A 19,013-nucleotide genomic window follows, 5' to 3' on the forward strand; every position below is an offset into this window, starting at 1 on the left:
GCACAATGTAGGGGAGGGCAGGGAATAGCCAGCGCCACTCCCGGATAGTCATAATTTAGGCGGGCATCCTGCTCAACGAATATCGTCCGGAAGGTGGAGAGCAACGGGTGAATCTGTGACGTAGTCCATGAATGTGGCGACTGATAAACAAGATGGCCCCGGAAACCGGGGCCATCTGTCTTGCCACGTTGCGCGTATTTCTGCCGGGTGGCGGCTAGCGCCTTACCCGGCCTACGGTCCGTGCGGCCTGCCTTTAATTTGGCCTCAAAACCCCGGTGGCGCTGCCGCTTACCGGGGCTACAGCGCTGTGCGATTTGGTAGCCCGGAGAAGGCGCAATGCGTCGCCGGGCATTATCAGCGTGTTAGCGCGTCTCAACGTTCGCCAGATAGTGTTTGACGAAACGCGGGGTGAGAATTTTCCACTCCACTTCGGTGCCTTGTTTGACAAACCAGCTGTCGCCCGGCGCGAAGCGCTGCGGCTCGCCGCCGGCGACGGTCAGTTCTACTTCGCCCTCCAGCACGGTGGCGTGTTCGGTAAATGGATAGGTCATGGTGAAGCTCCCTTCGGTGGACGAAAACAGTCCGCAGGTAAAGGCGTCCTGCGGCTCGCCATATATCATCGCGCCCGCTACCTGCGGGTCGCCGGCGGTCGGCGTCGCGCCGAGCAGACTTACGCTGCCGATCGGCTGCAGTTCAGGTACCGGTTGTTCGAGTTTAAAAGCGTACATTGCGTTCTCCTGATTAACTCCGGCCTTTCCAGAAACCGGCGGTTTGATGCATCAGTTTTCCGGCGGTGACTAATAACAGACGCAGGCTGTCACGGCCGTGGATGGTCGCGTGGGGAATGCTGCTTAGCAGGCGATAGCGGTCGGAACCGCCATTGATCCCTTCGGCGAGGATTTTGCACACGATGTGCGAGGGGGTGACGCCGAAGCCGGAGTACCCCTGGACGTAAAAGACGTTGTTATGGTCGCGTAAGGTGCCGATCTGCGGGAACAGGTTGGCGCTGCAGGCCATCGGCCCGCCCCAGGCGAAGTCGATCTTCACATCTTTCAGGTACGGGAAGACCTCCGCCAGCAGCGTACGATTCCAGGCGGCGAAATCGTTCGGCGTATATTCCACGAAGCGGGTAGCGCTGCCGAACAGCAGGCGGTTTTCGCGGGTGACGCGGTAGTAGTTAATCACCGGGCGAATATCGCTGAAGGCGCCGCGCAGCGGGCTGATGCGCTCGATCAGTTCATCGGAGAGCGGCTCGGTCGATACCTGATAAGAGTAAGTGACCAGCGTTTTGTTGTAGATCTCCGGCTCCATATTGTTGAGGAAGCTGTCGCAGGCCCACAGCAGTTTGGCGGCTTTAACGCTGCCCATCGCGGTGCGCACCCGTACCTGTTTGCCGTAATTCACTTCCACTACCGGCGAGGATTCGAAAATCTTCACCCCCAGAGAATGCGCGGCCTGCGCCGAACCAAGCAGCATATTGAGCGAATGGATCTGTCCGCCGCCCATATGTTTCAGCGCGCCGCAGTAGACCTCGGAGCCGACCACCTGCTGTACCTCTTTGCCGGTATACAGTTCGATATCTTCATCCGGGGTGGCGGCTTTAAACTCCTTCTCCCACTGGCGTAGCGTTTTGAGCTGCCGCTGGTTATAGGCCAGGTAGCCGTAGCCGGGGACGAAATCGGCGTCGATGTTGTATTTGCGGATGCGTTCGCGAATGATGCCCGCGCCGAGGTTGGCGATTTTAAATAGCGTCTCCAGCCCCTCTTTGCCGACGTGTTTTTTCACCGCTTCGATATCGTGGCCGATCCCGGCCATCACCTGGCCGCCGTTGCGCCCGGTGCCGCCATAGCCAAGATGGCGCGCTTCCAGCACCACCACGTTGGTGATCCCCTGTTCCGCCAGCTCCAGCGCGGTGTTAATACCGGAAAAGCCGCCGCCGATAATCACCACATCGGCTTCGATATCTTCCCGCAGCGCCGGAAAATGGAGCTGGTATTTCTTCGTCGCGCCGTAGTAGTTCAGCGCATCGATTTTAATATTCATCGCGTTACCCTGTCGTCTTGCCTGGCTCAATGTCCTCATCACAGCACGCCGCGCGGGCGTTGAATATCGTCCGGAAGAATGACGTTCTTTAGAACGATGGGCGGCGCGGCGCAACCGTGCTGTGATGGGCTAACTTTGCTAAAAAACGGGTGCTGACGATGAGCGAGATAACCATACTGGCGGAAGTGACCGCCTTTTTACGCCAGCCGCACGGGCAGTTTATTGCCGGCCATCGTGAGGCGGGCAACGGCGCGCCGTTCGCTGTGATAAACCCGGCGACCGGAGAGTCAATCGCCGAAGTCACGGCGGCGGATGTCGGCCAGGCGGACCGCGCAATGGAGAGCGCCCGCCTGGCGTTTAATCAGTGGCGCGAGATGCCGACGCTGGCCCGCGGCGCGCTGCTGCTAAAGCTGGCGGACACGCTGGCAGAGCATCGCGAAGAGCTGGCGCAGCTGGAAAGCCTCTGCTCCGGTAAGACCATCACCCTGGCGCGGATGCTCGAACTGGATCAGTCGGTAGCGTTTTTGCGCTACTTCGCCGGCTGGGCGGGGAAAATCACCGGAGAAACCCTGGATGTGTCACTGCCGTCGATGGCCGGGGAAAGATATACCGCCTTTACCCGCCGCCAGCCGTTGGGCGTGGTGGTCGGCATCGTGCCGTGGAACTTCTCGATTATGATTGCCATCTGGAAGATGGCGGCGGCGCTGGTCTGCGGCTGCACTATCGTCCTCAAGCCGAGCGAGTATACGCCGCTGACGCTGCTGCGGGTGGCGGAACTGGCGAAGGCAGCCGGTATTCCGGATGGCGTGATTAACGTGGTCAACGGCGCCGGCGGCGAAATCGCCCAACGCCTTATCACGCATTCGGCCTGCGCCAAAGTGAGCTTCACCGGCTCGGTGGCGACCGGGGAAAAAGTCCAGCAGTCGGCCAGTGCGTCAGGTAAACGGGTTACGCTGGAGCTGGGCGGTAAAAACGCCGCGCTGTTCCTCGATGACCTGCCGCCAGAGGCCATGGTGAACGGCATTATCGAAGCCGGTTACCTCAACCAGGGGCAGATTTGCGCCGCCGCTGAGCGCTTTTATCTGCCGCAGGGAAAACTGGATGCGGTGCTGGCGCTGCTGAAAGACAAGCTCAGCGCTTTCGCCCCGGGGTCCCCGCTGGATGAACAAACGCTGATGGGGCCGCTGGCTAACCGCCAGCAGTATGACAAAGTCTTGCGTCTCATTCAGACCGCGCGCGAAGAGGGTGATACCATCGTTTGCGGCGGCGAAGCGCTGCCCGGCGAGGGCTATTTCCTGCAGCCGACGGCGGTTAAGGTGCGCAGCGAAGAGAGCACCCTGATGCGCGAGGAGACCTTCGGCCCAGTATGCAGCTTTATTGGCTATCGCAGCGAAGAAGAAGCGCTGGCCCGAATTAATGCTTCCCCATTTGGACTGGCGGCCAGCGTCTGGTCGGATAATATCCGCCAGGCGCTGCGCTACTCGCAGGCCATTGACGCCGGGATCGTATGGGTCAACATGCATACCTTCCTCGACCCGGCAGTGCCGTTCGGCGGCATGAAAGGATCGGGTATTGGCCGTGAGTTTGGTAGCGCGTTTATTGATGATTATACCGAACTTAAATCAGTGATGATGCGTTATTAAAATACAGGAATATCGGCATGCCGCTAATCACTATTAATTAATGAAAGATAAGACTTGCTGGTTATTATTATCTAACCCACCGCCAGGCCGCTAAATAATAATTTAGTGGCCTTTTTATTTACCTCGAATATGCGTGCAAGGAAATTGCCTGAAAACTTGTACAATAATATCCCGATTAAAAATTGCCGCCAATTAAATTTGCGATTACCAATATGCATCCCGTAATCATCTAATGGATGACTGGCATTTTATTGTTTGAATTATTGTTAACTAAAAATTATCTGAGAGTTTTTAATTAACATTTAATTAATTATTTTGGAGTTCACCTTGACTACGCCATTAAAAGAGATCGTTATTGTCGGCGGCGGCGCCGGCGGGCTGGAGCTAGCGACCCAACTGGGACGTAAATTAGGGCGTCGGCGGAAAGCGAATATTATCCTTGTCGACCGCAGCCAGAGTCATCTGTGGAAACCGCTGTTGCATGAAGTCGCCACCGGTTCGCTGGATGAAGGCGTGGATGCGTTGAGTTTCCTCGCCCATGCCAGCAAACACCACTTTTCCTTCCAGCACGGTTCGGTAATGGATATCGATCGGCAGGATAAGACTATTACTATCGCCGCGCTGCGGGATGAGCAGGGAGAAATGCTGGTGCCGGAACGCAAGTTGCGCTGGGATACGCTGGTGATGGCGCTGGGCAGTACGTCGAACGATTTTAATACGCCAGGGGTAAAAGAACACTGTATTTTCCTCGACAGCGCTGAGCAGGCAATAGTATTTCATCAGCAAATGCTGAACCAATTTCTGCGCTATTCCGCCGACCCGCAGACCACCGGTAAGGTCAATATTGCCATTGTTGGCGGTGGCGCTACCGGCGTTGAATTATCTGCCGAATTACATAATGCGGTAAAAGAACTGCGCAGCTACGGTTATAAAGAACTGACCAACGAAGCGTTAAATGTCAGCCTGATAGAGGCCGGCGACGGTATTTTGCCCGCGCTGCCAAAACGGATTTCCCGCGCCGCGCACGAAAAGCTGCGTAAACTTGGCGTGAATGTGATGACCAATACCACGATCACCGGCGTTGAGGAGCGTGGATTGCATACTAAAGATGGCCAGTTTATCGAGGCGAGTTTAATTGTCTGGGCGGCGGGGATCAAAGCGCCGGACTTCATGAAGGATATTGCCGGGCTGGAGACCAACCGTATCAATCAGCTGGTGGTGACCCCGACGCTGCAGACGACGCGCGACGCTGATATTTTTGCTTTCGGCGACTGCGCGGCGTGCCCGCGTCCGGAAGGCGGATTCATCCCGCCGCGCGGCCAGGCGGCGCATCAAATGGCGCTCTTCACCGCCGACAATATTATCGCCCGCATGAAGGGACATAAGTTGAAATCGTTCTCCTATCGCGATCGCGGTTCGCTGGTTTCGCTCTCCGGCTACACGACCTTTGGCAGCATCATGGGGCATCTACCGATCGGCCCGATGATGGTCGAAGGCCGTATTGCGCGGATGGTTTACGATTCGCTGTATCGGATGCACCAGGTGACGCTGCACGGTTATTTTAAAACCGGCCTGATGATGTTGTCCGGCGGGATTAACCGGATTATTCGCCCGCGCCTGAAATTGCATTAAGCGTGCTAAGCCGCCCTTCGCAAGAAGCGTGCGGCATAGCCTCCTGTCGCCCGGATAAGGCGTAGTGCGCCGCTATCCGGGTATGTATCGATCCCGAAGTTTCTTTCTTCCCCTATCAATCCGCTATTCCACGTTAAATAATCAGCAGATTATCTTTTTTGCCCGCCGGGGGTTGCCTGATTCCTGATAATGCGTATAGTTCTCATTCTCTTTTTTGTTCGCAGGCTAAGCAGGGATCGATCTGCGCCAGTGAGTCGTTCACAAGGAACAGCAAAGGCGTAGGGTGACGCAAAGACAGCAGGCCGGAAACACATAATATCGGCCACTGCGCGACCACCGGGTCATTGATTTTTTATAGGGTTGTTCCAATGAAATACACTCTTCCTGCGTTGGCGCTGGCCATCAGCGCGACGTTAGGCGGCTGCGCGACTCACCATTCCGCTGCCGTTGCGCAACCGGTTGTTAACTCTCCTGCGGCTAACGTGGCGCAACCGCTGCAGCGCCAGCTAGCGGAAGGGTTGTACGAGATGGCGCTAAGCCCGCAGGGCGATGCGCTGTACGTCGCCAGCGCCGAAGGCTTTAAAGATGTGCAGGGCGGGGCGGTTTACAAGCTGGATCCGCAAACCCTTAATACCATCGGCCTGACGCATACCGATCTGAAAAACTTCGCTTTGCAACTCTCTGCGGATGGTAAAACGCTATACGTCAGCAATTCGCTTGACGGCGGCATCAGCGCTATCGACACCGCCACCGGCAAGGTAAAAAACCGCCTGCTGTTCAGCGAGCGCAATGAAAAAGGGCTCCCCTATGGGGCGCGTCAGCTGCTGCTGCTAAATAATACCCTCTACGTTGGCGCAGTCGCCGACCCGGCGCAAATCTGGGTGGTTGACGCCACTACCATGAAGCTGAAAACGCGGATTAAAAACACCGGTAAATGGATGACCGGCCTGCACTATTCTGCACAAACCGGGCGCGTATACGCCGCCAACGGCAGCGGTGAAATTCTGGTGATCAACCCGCGTAACCAACGCATTGAACAGCGCTGGAAGCCGCTGGGCGACAAGCCGGCGCTGCTGCTTAATATGGCCGAAGATAGCGACACCGGTCGTCTGTTCGTGACCGATAACTCGAAAGCGAAAACCACCCTGGTGTTGGATATCCACAGTGGCAGACTGCTTAAACAGCTCGAGGTCGGTGATTCGCTGGCGGTGCAGTTCAATGGGAAACGCCACGAAATTTATATTTCACAGCGTGAATCCGGCAAGGTTATCAGCCTTGACGCCAGCCGCTACACGCTGAAGAAAAGCTGGGCGCTGCCGGCCAATCCCAACAGCCTGCTGCTTTCCGCCGATGGTCAGACGCTGTTTGTCACCGTCAAACAGCCCTTCAATAAAGACCACTCCACTAAAGGCCCGGACAGCGTCGTACGTATCGACCTGAACGCGCAATAAAAATAACTGGCCCGGCGACGGGTCCTTTGATCCATTTATCCTCATCCATGGGGCAAATTATGCACACCACGCACTATTCATCCTTCCCGCTGCGTAAAACGCTGTTGGCCTTAGCCATCGGCGCCGCCAGTCAAACGGCGATGGCCGCTGACGCTGCCGCCGCGGAGCAGCCTGGCGAAGAGACCATCATCGTCGAGGCTAACGAAAACGGCGATTTTAAATCCGGCGGCGACCTGGTGGTACCGGCATTCCTCGACGGCCAGATCGCCCACGGCGGCCGTCTGGGGATGCTTGGCGAACAAAAAGCGATGGACGTCCCGTTTAACGTCATCGGCTATACCTCGAAGCTGATTCAGGACCAGCAGGCGAAAACTATCGCCGATGTCGTCAGCAACGACGCAGGCGTGCAGGCCGTACAGGGCTACGGAAACTTCGCCGAGACCTATCGAATCCGCGGGTTTAAGCTCGATGGCGATGACATGACCATGGGCGGTCTGGCGGGCGTGGTGCCGCGTCAGGTGATGGACACTCAGATGCTGGAGCGCGTTGAAATTTTCAAAGGGGCTAACAGCCTGCTTAACGGCGCGGCCAGCAGCGGCGTCGGCGGGATGATTAACCTCGAGCCGAAACGGGCGGAAGATCTGCCGACCGCACGTGTTGGCGTCGACTATACCTCTGATTCGCAGGTTGGCGGTACCCTCGACCTGGGACGCCGTTTCGGCGATAATAACCAGTTCGGTGCCCGGGTCAACCTGGTGCATCGCGAGGGCGAAGGCGCTATCGATAACGATAAACGCCGTACCACGCTGGCTTCGCTGGGGCTTGATTACCGTGGCGATCGTTTCCGCTCCTCGCTCGATTTCGGCTATCAGAAGAAAACGTTCCACGGCGGTACGATGGGCGTCAATATCAGCGGCGTAGATTTCATCCCGGCGCTGCCGGACAACAGCAAAAACTACAGCCAGAAGTGGGGCTATAGCGATATTGAAAGCGAGTTCGGCATGGCGAAGGCGGAATATGACCTGAGCGATAGCTGGACGGTATACAGCGCCCTCGGCGGTCAGCATTCGCATGAAATCGGCACCTACAGCGCGCCGAAGCTGCTCAATAAAAACGGCGATGCAACGGTTGGCCGCCTTGATACTAACCGCATCATCGACGCGATCAGCGGCATGGGCGGGGTACGCGGCGATTTCAATACCGGCGCGATTTCGCATAAGGTGAATCTCGGCTATGCGGCGCAGGTGCATACCGATGCGACCGCCTGGCGGATGTCGGCGAAGAATCCGACCACCAATATCTATGACAACCACGATGTGGCAATGCCGGATAACGCCTATTTTGGCGGCAACTACCACGATCCGCTGGTCACCTCGCGCAGCCGTACGCAGGGCTGGCTGCTGAGCGACACTCTCGGCTTCTTTAACGATAAGGTGCTGTTTACCGCGGCTGCTCGTCATCAGAAAGTGGTCGTGCGCAACTACAGCAACGCCACCGGACTGGAAGATACCTCTTCGCGTTATACCCAAAGCCGCTGGATGCCGACGTTTGGCTTGGTGTACAAGCCGTGGGAGCAGCTGTCGCTGTATGCTAACCATACCGAAGCGCTGCAGCCGGGCTCTGTGGCGCCGACTACGGCGGCCAATGCCGGGCAGAGTACCGGGATCGCGCACTCGAAGCAGGACGAAGTGGGCGTCAAGATCGACTACGGAACGATCGGCGGATCGCTGGCGCTGTTTGAAATCAAAAAACCGAACGCCATTTCCGATACCTCTGGCAATTACGGCCTCGACGGCGAGCAGCGTAACCGCGGCGTAGAGATGAACGTCTTCGGCGAGCCGATGCTGGGGCTGCGTCTTAACGCCAGTACGGTGTGGCTGGATGCCAAACAGACTAAAACCGCTAAAGGCGCAACCGATGGTAAAGATGCCATCGGGGTGGCTAATTTCTACGCGGTGCTCGGTGCCGAGTATGATATTAAGCCGGTGGAAGGCCTGACCGCGACAGCGCGTGTCAATCATAGCGGCTCGCAGTATGCCGATGCGGCCAACACCAAGAAGCTGGATAGCTACACCACCCTGGATTTAGGCCTGCGCTATCGTATGCGCCTGAACTCCGACCAGAACGAAATGACCTGGCGCATCGGGGTGACCAACGTGACCAACGAGAAGTACTGGTCCGGCATTGACGATACCGGAACCTATCTGTTCGAAGGCGATCCGCGTACCGTTCGCGTCTCAATGAGCTACGACTTCTAACGCTAAAAAAGCGGGGCGGGCGGCTGATGCTTGCCCCGTGCAACTTGCGACAATCCCCCCTAAGTGATAAAAGGTGCCCCTTCACAAAAACACACAGGGGAACGACGTGAAAGACGCGTCAACGTCGTCGGATGCCGTGGAAGAGAGCGGCCCGACGCTTCATCGCGGTTTACAGAACCGACATATTCAACTTATCGCCCTTGGCGGCGCGATTGGCACCGGCCTGTTTCTTGGCATTGGTCCCGCGATTCAAATGGCTGGCCCGGCGGTATTACTGGGTTACGCCGTGGCCGGTATTGTGGCTTTTCTGATTATGCGCCAGCTTGGCGAGATGGTGGTGGAAGAGCCGGTATCTGGCTCTTTTGCCCACTTTGCCTATAAATACTGGGGCCCGTTCGCCGGCTTTCTCTCTGGCTGGAACTACTGGGTGATGTTCGTGCTGGTAGGGATGGCGGAACTAACCGCCGCCGGGATTTATATGCAGTACTGGCTCCCTGATGTTCCCACCTGGGTTTGGGCGGCGGCCTTCTTCATCATTATTAACGCCGTCAACCTGGTCAACGTACGTCTGTATGGCGAAGCGGAATTCTGGTTCGCGCTGATTAAAGTGCTGGCGATTATCGGCATGATCGCCTTTGGCCTGTGGATGCTGTTTGGCGGTCACGGCGGCAGTAAAGCTGGTTTTGATAACCTGTGGAAGCATGGCGGCTTCCTCGCGACCGGCTGGCATGGCCTGGTGCTGTCGTTGGCGGTCATTATGTTCTCTTTTGGCGGCCTGGAGCTAATCGGTATTACCGCCGCGGAAGCGCAGGATCCGGAAAAGAGCATTCCGAAAGCGGTCAACCAGGTGGTTTACCGTATCCTGCTGTTTTACATCGGCTCGCTGGTGGTGCTGCTGGCGCTTTATCCGTGGGTGGAGATCAAATCCGATAGTAGTCCGTTTGTGATGATTTTCCATAATCTTGACAGCAACGTGGTGGCTTCCGCGCTGAATTTCGTCATTCTGGTGGCATCGCTGTCGGTCTATAACAGCGGCGTCTATTCTAACAGCCGCATGCTGTTCGGGTTGTCGGTACAAGGCAACGCGCCGAAGTTTCTCGCCCGCGTCAGCAAACGCGGCGTGCCGGTGAATTCGCTGCTGCTGTCGGGCGTCATTACCTCGCTGGTGGTGGTACTGAACTATCTGCTGCCGCATGAAGCGCTGGGGCTGCTGATGGCGCTGGTAGTGGCGACGCTGCTGCTGAACTGGATAATGATCTGCATGGCGCATCTGAAGTTTCGCGCCGCGCAGCGTCGTAAAGGTCGCGAGTCGAAGTTCAAAGCGTTACTGGCGCCAGCCAGCAACTACTTTTGCATCGCTTTTCTCGGTTTGATTCTGGTGCTGATGTGCACCATTGACGGGATGCGTCTGTCGGCGATATTGCTGCCGGTGTGGATTATCTTCCTGTTTGCCGCCTTCAAACTGCTGCGCCGCCCGGCGTAAGGCTTACCGCCCCGCGGACTGGCGGGGCGACATAACTTATTTTATCCCGTGGAAGCCATCCAGATAGGCGCCAGCCAGCTCATTGCCAAACAGACGAGCATCCTTCGCTTCCATCGTTTCGCTCCACCGATCGCTCGCATTACCGTTGAAGGAGTGTTGCGACTTCACCCCTTCCAGCGCCTGTTGCTTAATGGCGTCGGCAACTCGCTGCGCATCGCTTTCACTCACCCCTTTTTTCCGATCTTCTTGCCCGCGGGCGTAGATATCGCGGAAGTTAGGCAGGTTCATCTGATAATTTTGCTGACGGTTAACGGTGAAATTGCCGCCGACGAAATCAGAACGATGAGACACGAAGCTGTAAGCATGGCGTTCTGGCGAGGTCTTCGATGAGGTGCAACCGGAGAGGAGTGCTAAAGCGCAGCCAAGCGCGACAAACGTTGTGGTTAATTTCATTATGCAGAGCGTCCTTTGGCGATAATCCATGTTGGTGAAAAGATCATCTCCTTAAACAGTGTCGACGGCTAGCCCTGAGAAATGATAGTGGAGTGAGAGTACGCTGGCGCCCGCAATGCGCGCCAGCCGGGAATCAGGACGACAGCGCGCCCGACAGTGAACGAATGTCGTTGCCGGTTGGCGTCTGGTGAATACGCAGGCCGAACTCGTCAACCACCGCAAAGATATGGTCGAAGATATCCGCCTGAATGCCTTCATACTCCGCCCACACCACGGTATTGGTGAAGCAGTAGATCTCAATCGGCAGGCCGTTAGCGTCCGGCGCTAGCTGGCGCACCATCATGGTCATATCCTTACGTAGCCGCGGATGGTTACGCAGATACTCCTGCAGATAGGCGCGGAAGGTGCCGATATTGGTCATTTTGCGCAGGTTAAGCACCGAGGGTTCATTAGCGTGCTGTTGGTTCCACTCGTTAATTTCCTGATGGCGCGAGTCCATATACGGCTTCAGCAATTTGGCCTGAATCAGCCGCTGCTGCTCCTGCTCGTCAAGAAAATGGATGCTGGTGGTATCGATGTTCAGGCTGCGCTTAATGCGACGACCGCCGGAGGCCGACATCCCGCTCCAGTTTTTAAACGAATCCGAGACCAGCGACCAGGTGGGGATTGTGGTGATAGTGTTATCCCAGTTGCGCACTTTTACCGTGGTCAGGCCGATATCAATAACCGCGCCATCGGCGCCATATTTCGGCATTTCCAGCCAGTCGCCGAGTTTGAGCATGTCGTTGGCGGAAAGCTGGATGCCGGCCACCAGGCCAAGAATCGGGTCTTTAAATACTAACATCAGTACGGCGGCCATCGCGCCAAGACCGCTAATGAGAATCGCCGGCGACTGGCCAATCAGCAGAGATATGATCAGAATGCCGATAATAATCGCCGTAACCAGTTTAATACCCTGGAAGATGCCTTTAAGCGGCAGCTGCGAGGCCGTCGGGAATTTTTGCGCCAGATTGAAAATCACGTCCAGCAGCGAGAAGAAGGAGAGCATGGCGTAAACCATGACCCACAGTTGCGCGCAGGTGGATAAAATTTCCGCCGCTTCGCTGCCTTTCTGCAGCCAGAGCACGGCCTGAACGTTGACGATAATCCCCTGTAGGGTGAACGCCAGGCGGTGGAAAAGTTTATTTTGCGTGATGATCTGCAGCCATAAATGGCTACTGGCCTGCGCCCGCTTTTCGAAGGTGCGTAGTACCACTTTATGTAGAATGAGATGAACGACAATCGCCGTCAGAAAAATAATGCCAAAAGTAATGATGAGCGAGGTGGTTGGGGTGATTTTGATGCCTAATGCGGCGATTTGCGATATTAATTCCTGCATAACGTCTCCTGTACATCCAGCGGTTATGATGACCGCTGGATGACTATTATGCAAATCAGAGGTTACACAGTTGTGAATCAGGACGCCGTCGCCGCCGCCTGCAGATTCAGGTGATGGCGCAGCCAGAGGGCTATAGCGCCCAGCAGCAGCATCATCGCCACCTCGACCAGCAGGAAGACGATCAGCGCCTGCGCATAGTCACCACCGCCGCGCTGGGCCAGGGTTAAGAACAGCGAGCCGAGAATGGCCGGCCCCAGCCCCAGCGTCGCCTGTTGCAGGGTACTGAGAATGGCGCTACCGGCCCCGGCGTCGCAGGCGCGAATGTCCCGCATCCCGATACGATAGAAACTGTTGACGATTAACGCCTGGCCATAGCCGACCAGCGCGGTGGAGGGCACCAGCGCCAGCGTCGTGGTCCGCAGGCCAAGTTGATAAAAGGTGGCGCTCAGCATCAGCAGGCCGCTAATCTGCACTGCCAGGCCAATCAGCAAAATCCGCCCCATACTATAGCGAGCGATAAGCTTCGGCGCGTACAGCGCGGAGATAAAATAGGCCACCCCGAGAGCGATAAAACTGTTGCCGGACTGCCACGGCGCCATCCCAAGCCCGGCCTGCATGGTCAGCGCCATACAAAACATAAAGCCGGACCAGGCGCTGAAGAACAGCAGCGCGATAGCCATACCAAAACGGATGCTGGTGAGCTTCAACAGCCGCGGCGGCAGCAGCGGTTGCTCGCCGCGCTGCTGCTTACGCAGCGCGCTCAGGCGCATCCAGCCGAGCAGGGGGAGTACGGCCAGCAAAAGCAGCTGTAGCTCCCATGGCCAGTGCAGTTCCGGCCCCAGCGCCATCGGGAACAGCAGGCAGCAGAGGATTAACGCCAGGCTGAAAGTTCCCTGCCAATCGATGCTGGAATGGCTTTCGCGGCGGGTTTCCGGCACATAGCGGCGGCTAAAAGCTAACACCAGCAGGCAGATAGGGATGTTGATAAAGAAGGCGTTACGCCAGCCGAGCCCGGCGATATCGGCGGAGACCAGCCAACCGCCGCCCATCTGGCCGACGATAAACGCGATGCCGCCGATACCGCCGTAGAGGCTGATCGCCCGGGCGTGGGCGGTACCTTTCAAGGTGACGTGCAGGGTGGCGAGTATTTGCGGCACGATCAGCGCGGCGCCCGCGCCTTGCAGCGTTCTCGCGGCCAGCAGGGTAGTGATTGAGTTAGCCATCCCGCATAGCAGCGAGGCGATGCCGAATACCGCCACGCCCCACAGGAACAGGCGGCGGCGTCCATAGTTATCGCCCAGTTTGCTGCCCATCGCCAGGCAGACGGCAAAGGCCACGCCGTACAGCGCGACGATAAGCTCCAGTTGGGTGGCGCTGGCATCGAGGGAGTGGGTGATCGAGTCCAGTGCCACGTTGGTTATCGAGGTATCGATTAACGGCAGCATCTGGCCGGTCAGTAACAGCAGTAAACCGGCGCGGCCGGGTGAAACAGCAGACGAATTCATCGGATCTCTCCATTGCGTCATTCAGCGTATGGCCGTAGCATCACCGATTAATTAAACGGGTACCAGTTCCTGTCTATACTGGTATTGGTACTACCATGCTGGAGGAACGATGTCGCTAATACTGCAACGTGAGGCCCCGAACCTCGCGCCCGATGATAGCCGTAAACAGCTGGGGGCATTTCTGCGCGCCCGCCGCGAAAGTCTTGACCCGCAGCGCCTCGGCCTGCCGCGCGTCGGGCGGCGAAGGACGCCGGGCCTGCGCCGGGAAGAGGTGGCGATGTTGGCGGACGTCGGCGTGACCTGGTATACCTGGCTTGAGCAGGGGCGGGAAGTGAATCCGTCGGCGGCGGTATTAAGCGGCGTGGCCAGCGCGCTTCAGTGCAGCCCGCTGGAAACCCGTCATCTGTTCGTTCTGGCAGGCTTAACGCCGCCGGAGAACACGCAGGCCACGGTCTGCGAGGGGATCAGTCCCGGAACCCGACGCATGCTTGATAGCCTGATGCCGCAGCCCGCCAGCATTCAGAAACCAAACTTTGATATCGTCGCCTGGAACGACAGCTTTTGCCGCCTGATGGGCGTTGATTTCGCGACGATTGCCGAAGAAGACCGCAATTGCATTTATCTCTATCTCACCTGCGAAACCTGGCGTAGCCGCATTGAAAATCGCGATGTGTTGCCCACTTTTGTTTCCTATTTTCGCGCGGCGATGGCTGAGCATCGCGGCTCGCCAGAGTGGGAAGATAAGCTGGCGCGTTTTTTCGCCGCCTCGGCGGAGTTTGAAGCGCTATGGCACCAGCGCTACGAGGTACGCGGCGTCGAAAACCAGGTGAAAAATTTTAACCATCCGCAGCTCGGGCGCTTTAGTCTGCAGCAAATGTACTGGTATTCCGCGCCGCGCAACGGTTCGCGTCTGCTGGTCTATTTACCGCTGGATGAAACCGGAGAACAGGCGCTGGCCTGGCTGGATCAACAGGGCTAAGCCCGCAATGGACAAGGAACGCTTATGAACGTCACCCGCAAGCAGCAGCGGATTATTCAACGTGCTATCGAGCAATGGCAGCAGGAGGGGATTCTGAACAGCAGCGACGGCCAACGGCTGTCAGCGTCGCTATCTGTTCGCGCTTTCGACTGGCAGCGCCTGAGCCGCTATGCCTTCTGGACCGCGATGGCCTGCGTGCTGATTGCGCTGGGGAGTCTGTTCGCCGACGCCGAATTGATTACGGCGATTATCAATCTGTTCAGCGACTCCGCTGTCGCGCGCATTATCCTGCCGACGCTGCTGGCCATCGCATTTTATTATTGGGGGTTCCGCCGTCAGCGTCGCGAAGCGCAGTGGCACTATAGCACCGAGGCGATTTTGTTCCTCGGCGTGATTTGCACCGCCATTGCCTTGTGGCAGCTAGGCGATCGGCTGGACGACGGCAGCGGCCACGTGGCGCCGCTGATACTGCTCGGCTGCGCGATTTACGGCCTGATAGGGTATTTCGCCCGTTCCGGGCTGGTGTGGCTGTTCTTTCTGCTGGCGTTGGGGAACTGGTTTGGCGCGGAAACCGGCTATGTATCAGGTTGGGGCGCCTACTGGCTGGGGATGAGCTTCCCGATTCGTTTCGTGCTGTTCGGCGGCGTGCTGCTGGCGCTGTGCTACTTGATGCAAAATGTATTACGCCAGCGGCAGTTGTTTACCGTCACTAAGGCGATGGGGCTGACCTGGCTGTTTGTCGCGCTGTGGATCCTGTCGATTTTCGGCAACTACGATTCCGAGAGCTGGTATGGGGTGAGCCAGGCGCAACTGCTGCCGTGGGGGCTGCTGTTTGCGCTGGCGGCGGTGCTGTGTATTTATATCAGCCTGAAAACCGACGATGGCATGCTACGTGGATTTGGCCTGACGTTCCTCGCCATCAACCTCTACACCCGCTTCTTCGAATTCTTCTGGTATAGCCTGCACAAGGTGGTGTTCTTCCTGATCCTGGCGGCATCGCTGGCGATGATTGGCCGCTACGCCGAGCGGATCTGGCACGCCGGAGAGGGGGAGAAAAAGTAACCTTCCCCGGTGGCGCTACGCTTACCGGGGCTACCAACTGAGTACTGGACCGTAGCCCGGATAAGGCGCAAAGCGCCGCCATCCGGGGAGGGCAGCGCGCGGAGATTAGATCTCGGTGATGGTGGTAGACTGCGGCAGGCGGGATTTCGGCAGTGCGGCGTTGAAGTCCTCCACGCTGTGATGACCGACCGGCACCACGACTACGCTGGTATAACCTTGCGCTTTCAGGCCAAACTCTTCGTCGAGGATGGCGAAATCGACGCCTTCGATCGGCACCGCATCCAGACCCATTGCCGCCACGCCGAGCAGGAAGTTGCCCACGTTAAGATAAACCTGCTTCGCCATCCACTGATCGTCATCTTTCAGCTCTTTGCGGTGCATATCGGCAAAGAAGGTGCGGCCTTTGTGGTTACCGGCTTTGGCTTCCGGAGTGGCAAAACGGCCATCGGCATCTTCCTGATCAACGACTTTTTCCAGCCACGCATCGTCCATCGCGGTTTTCGCACAGAACACGACAACGTGGGAAGCGTCGAGGATTTTACGTTCGTTGAACACGTAGGTGCCGCTGGCTGCTTTCGCGACGCGAGCTTTACCTTCATCGCTGCTGGCGACGATAAAGTGCCATGGCTGGGAGTTGGTGCTCGACGGGCTATATTGCAGCAGCGTTTTCAGGTTTTCCGCCTGTTCAGCCGTCAGTTTTTTCGCCGGATCGAAAGCCTTAGTGGAGTAACGTTTTAAGGCAACTGAGATAATATCCATGACTCTTCCTCACAATTTTCAGCCCCTTACGGGCACATTTCGTGGGAGGAAGAGTACAGCGATGCGCGGGAAATGATAAGAGTGAAAAATGCGATAACACTTATCGCATTTATTTGAAAATCAGCCGGGACGCAGCCGACGCTGGTCTTTTTTCGCCAGCTTATCCACCACCAGATTCCACGAGTCGTCAATAAGCTCGGCAAGTAAATCCTCGCTGATATCCTCGCCCGGGACCACGGTGATCCAGTGCTTTTTGTTCATGTGATAGCCCGGTTCGATGCTGCGGTAAATTTGCTGATTGAGCAGCGATTTTTGCGGATCGGCCTTCAGGTTGACTATGACACGCCCGCGAAGGGTCATGGTCAACATGAAAATCCGCCCGCCGACTTTAAACACGTCATACTCCGGGCCAAACGGCCAGCAGTGTTCGGTGAAAGGGTAGGTCAGCGCGATACGCTGCGCGTGATGGTGTAGCGCTTCGTTATCCATTAATGCTCATTCTCATGCAGCGCATTCCACATAGCCTCAAAACCGAGGGCGATGATTTCTCGAGCACGCTGCGGGTCGTGGCTGGCGAACTCGATGGTGGTTTCGGCCAGCGACAGGAACAGGGCATCGCCGAAGGCGCGATAGGCGTCGCTAAGGAAAACCGCTTTCACCGACAGCTGACACATCTCGTTCAGCTCGGGAAAACTCTCTTTAACCTGGCTGCGGGTTTCATCGGTGATGCGTTCGCTCAATGCCATGCGGCGAATGGCGCGGTATTCCATAGGGTTACGCATCCCCCAGTCGATATAGCTGTTCCAGATGTTGCGCGCGTTCTCTTTCGGGCGCTTTTCGTCAGGATTGAGCCCGTCGATCATCGTCTGTACTAAGCGCATCTTAATGGCGAGGTATAACTCGTTGAGCAACTCATCTTTAGTGGCGAAATAGCGAAACAGCGTTCCTTCAGCAACCCCCGCGCTGCGGGCTATCGCCGATGTTGAAGCGGCAATGCCGGACTGGGCGAAAGCGGCCGTGGCGGCTTCCAGTAACGCTTGTTTTTTATCTTCACTCTTAGGACGAGCCACTACATTTTACCTCGCTGAAAGTTAAACCTCGATCTAATCACGGCGGACCGCACAACTGCAACGCCAGATGTCAAAAATTGAAAATAGTCTTGACGATTTTCTACTCCTTCCTAATAATGAGTGCTTACTCACTCATAATCAAGTTATATCATAAAGTCCCCTGGATGGGGCTTTTGTCTGGTCAGGATATGAACCGTGTCACCTTTAGCGTGGTCGCCATTATGTTATTAGCAGCAGCAACGACATTGCCGTTTGTTCTCAATGCCGGTTTTGGCAAAGCGCCGCAGGGTGCGCAGCTCAGTCTTGTCGAACAGTCGCCGAACTACCGTGACGGCCAGTTCCATAACCAACTGCCGACGCCGGGATTCACCGGGCAGAAAAACATGCTGGCCGCGTGGTGGGATTTTCTGGTCACGAAGCGAGAGAACGCGCGCCCGCAGCAGCCGTTGCCGCTGGTGAATACCGATCTTGCCGGTCTACCTTCTGGTGAAGACGTGATGGTCTGGCTCGGTCACTCATCGTGGTATCTGCAGCTGGCGGGTAAACGTATCCTGATCGACCCGGTATTTAGCGATTACGCCGCGCCGTTCTCTTTCATCAATAAGGCTTTCCCCGGTGATTATCCGTGGAACGCGCAGCGGATGCCGGAGATCGATCTGCTGATTATCTCCCACGATCACTACGACCATCTCGACTACGCCACCATCAAAGCGCTGATGCCGAAAGTTAAACGCGTGGTGACGCCGCTCGGCGTCGGCTCGCATCTGCGCTACTGGGGAATGGATGCGGCGATCATTGATGAAGTGGACTGGAACCAGGCGGTAAAAATCAGCGATGAACTGACCGTACACGCGCTGCCGGCGCGCCATTTTTCCGGCCGCGGGTTGAAACGCAACCAAACCTTGTGGGCCAGCTTCCTGTTCGTCACCCCGCAGCAAAAGATTTATTACAGCGGCGATAGCGGCTATGGCCCGCATTTTAAGGCCATTGGCGAGCAGTTTGGTCCCATCGACCTGGCAATCATGGAAAACGGTCAATATGACCAGGACTGGAAATACATCCACATGATGCCGGAAGAAACGGCGCAGGCCGCCGATGATTTACGCGCCCGGTCGGTATTACCGGGGCATGCCGGACGCTTTGTGCTGGCAAAACACAGCTGGGACGATCCGTACCAGCGGCTGGCGGCAGCCAGTGAAGGACGTGAGTGGCGTTTAGTCACGCCAATGCTGGGCGAACCGGTGTGGGTCGCTGATAAGACACAATCATTTAACGCCTGGTGGCGCTAACCGCCAGA

Annotated in this window: 16 protein-coding genes; 8 read left to right on the forward strand and 8 right to left on the reverse strand. The window is 56.9% G+C overall.

The window, feature by feature from the left end:
• Positions 1 to 362: 362 nt before the first annotated feature.
• Positions 363 to 728, reverse strand: coding sequence for a cupin domain-containing protein (locus ACSEMK_RS01325; protein ID WP_113373801.1), 366 nt, complete (start codon positions 726 to 728; stop codon positions 363 to 365).
• Positions 729 to 741: 13 nt separating this feature from the next.
• Complete coding sequence (locus tag ACSEMK_RS01330) at positions 742 to 2,043, reverse strand: NAD(P)/FAD-dependent oxidoreductase (protein WP_087860297.1); 1,302 nt, start codon at positions 2,041 to 2,043, stop codon at positions 742 to 744.
• Positions 2,044 to 2,201: 158 nt separating this feature from the next.
• Between ACSEMK_RS01330 and ACSEMK_RS01335 the strand changes: the two genes are divergently transcribed.
• The 5 genes from ACSEMK_RS01335 (at position 2,202) to pheP (ending at position 10,510) form a co-directional block, all read left to right on the forward strand.
• Positions 2,202 to 3,686, forward strand: a complete 1,485-nt coding sequence (locus ACSEMK_RS01335; RefSeq protein ID WP_430914411.1) for an aldehyde dehydrogenase family protein — start codon at positions 2,202 to 2,204, stop codon at positions 3,684 to 3,686.
• Positions 3,687 to 4,013: 327 nt separating this feature from the next.
• Positions 4,014 to 5,318 carry an NAD(P)/FAD-dependent oxidoreductase gene (locus ACSEMK_RS01340; RefSeq protein WP_430914410.1) on the forward strand — a complete coding sequence of 435 codons (1,305 nt, stop codon included), beginning with the start codon at positions 4,014 to 4,016 and terminating at the stop codon, positions 5,316 to 5,318.
• 368 nt (positions 5,319 to 5,686) lie between these two features.
• Positions 5,687 to 6,769 carry a YncE family protein gene (locus ACSEMK_RS01345; protein WP_113373805.1) on the forward strand — a complete coding sequence of 361 codons (1,083 nt, stop codon included), beginning with the start codon at positions 5,687 to 5,689 and terminating at the stop codon, positions 6,767 to 6,769.
• Positions 6,770 to 6,828: 59 nt separating this feature from the next.
• Complete coding sequence (locus tag ACSEMK_RS01350; protein WP_271032042.1) at positions 6,829 to 9,027, forward strand: TonB-dependent receptor; 2,199 nt, start codon at positions 6,829 to 6,831, stop codon at positions 9,025 to 9,027.
• Between the two features lie 106 nt (positions 9,028 to 9,133).
• The gene (pheP, locus tag ACSEMK_RS01355) at positions 9,134 to 10,510 is read left to right on the forward strand and encodes a phenylalanine transporter (RefSeq protein ID WP_047054926.1); all 1,377 of its coding nucleotides are present in this window, start codon (positions 9,134 to 9,136) and stop codon (positions 10,508 to 10,510) included.
• A gap of 36 nt (positions 10,511 to 10,546) precedes the next feature.
• Here pheP and ACSEMK_RS01360 read toward each other — a convergent pair whose 3' ends face one another.
• The 3 genes from ACSEMK_RS01360 to ACSEMK_RS01370 all read right to left on the reverse strand — a co-directional run bounded on the left by ACSEMK_RS01360 (position 10,547) and on the right by ACSEMK_RS01370 (position 13,846).
• Positions 10,547 to 10,963: an Exc2 family lipoprotein gene (locus ACSEMK_RS01360; RefSeq protein WP_045381305.1), complete on the reverse strand. Its 417-nt coding sequence runs from the start codon at positions 10,961 to 10,963 to the stop codon at positions 10,547 to 10,549.
• Positions 10,964 to 11,096: 133 nt separating this feature from the next.
• Positions 11,097 to 12,341 (reverse strand): mechanosensitive ion channel family protein, encoded by a 1,245-nt coding sequence (locus tag ACSEMK_RS01365; RefSeq protein WP_015367814.1) that lies wholly within the window; start codon positions 12,339 to 12,341, stop codon positions 11,097 to 11,099.
• Positions 12,342 to 12,418: 77 nt separating this feature from the next.
• Complete coding sequence (locus ACSEMK_RS01370; RefSeq protein WP_316424390.1) at positions 12,419 to 13,846, reverse strand: MFS transporter; 1,428 nt, start codon at positions 13,844 to 13,846, stop codon at positions 12,419 to 12,421.
• Positions 13,847 to 13,955: 109 nt separating this feature from the next.
• On the opposite strand from ACSEMK_RS01370, the gene ACSEMK_RS01375 reads away from it, so the two are divergent.
• Complete coding sequence (locus tag ACSEMK_RS01375; RefSeq protein ID WP_162750177.1) at positions 13,956 to 14,825, forward strand: helix-turn-helix transcriptional regulator; 870 nt, start codon at positions 13,956 to 13,958, stop codon at positions 14,823 to 14,825.
• 24 nt (positions 14,826 to 14,849) lie between these two features.
• On the forward strand, positions 14,850 to 15,887 hold the full coding sequence (locus tag ACSEMK_RS01380; protein WP_087860291.1) for a DUF2157 domain-containing protein: 1,038 nt from the start codon (positions 14,850 to 14,852) through the stop codon (positions 15,885 to 15,887).
• Between the two features lie 105 nt (positions 15,888 to 15,992).
• Here ACSEMK_RS01380 and nfsB read toward each other — a convergent pair whose 3' ends face one another.
• The 3 genes from nfsB to ACSEMK_RS01395 form a co-directional block, all read right to left on the reverse strand.
• Complete coding sequence (nfsB, locus tag ACSEMK_RS01385; protein ID WP_015367810.1) at positions 15,993 to 16,646, reverse strand: oxygen-insensitive NAD(P)H nitroreductase; 654 nt, start codon at positions 16,644 to 16,646, stop codon at positions 15,993 to 15,995.
• A gap of 120 nt (positions 16,647 to 16,766) precedes the next feature.
• Entirely contained in the window at positions 16,767 to 17,135 is a 369-nt protein-coding gene (locus tag ACSEMK_RS01390; protein ID WP_087860290.1) for an MmcQ/YjbR family DNA-binding protein, read from the reverse strand.
• Positions 17,135 to 17,716, reverse strand: a complete 582-nt coding sequence (locus tag ACSEMK_RS01395) for a TetR/AcrR family transcriptional regulator (RefSeq protein ID WP_087860289.1) — start codon at positions 17,714 to 17,716, stop codon at positions 17,135 to 17,137. Before ACSEMK_RS01395 ends, ACSEMK_RS01390 begins: the two co-directional genes overlap by 1 nt.
• A gap of 173 nt (positions 17,717 to 17,889) precedes the next feature.
• Here ACSEMK_RS01395 and ACSEMK_RS01400 point away from each other — a divergent pair, with 173 nt between their 5' ends.
• Positions 17,890 to 19,005: an MBL fold metallo-hydrolase gene (locus ACSEMK_RS01400; RefSeq protein ID WP_183269008.1), complete on the forward strand. Its 1,116-nt coding sequence runs from the start codon at positions 17,890 to 17,892 to the stop codon at positions 19,003 to 19,005.
• The last annotated feature ends 8 nt before the right edge of the window (positions 19,006 to 19,013 follow it).

The sequence above is a fragment of the Klebsiella sp. K-3 genome, assembly GCF_051207495.1.
Classification (GTDB): domain Bacteria; phylum Pseudomonadota; class Gammaproteobacteria; order Enterobacterales; family Enterobacteriaceae; genus Klebsiella; species Klebsiella aerogenes.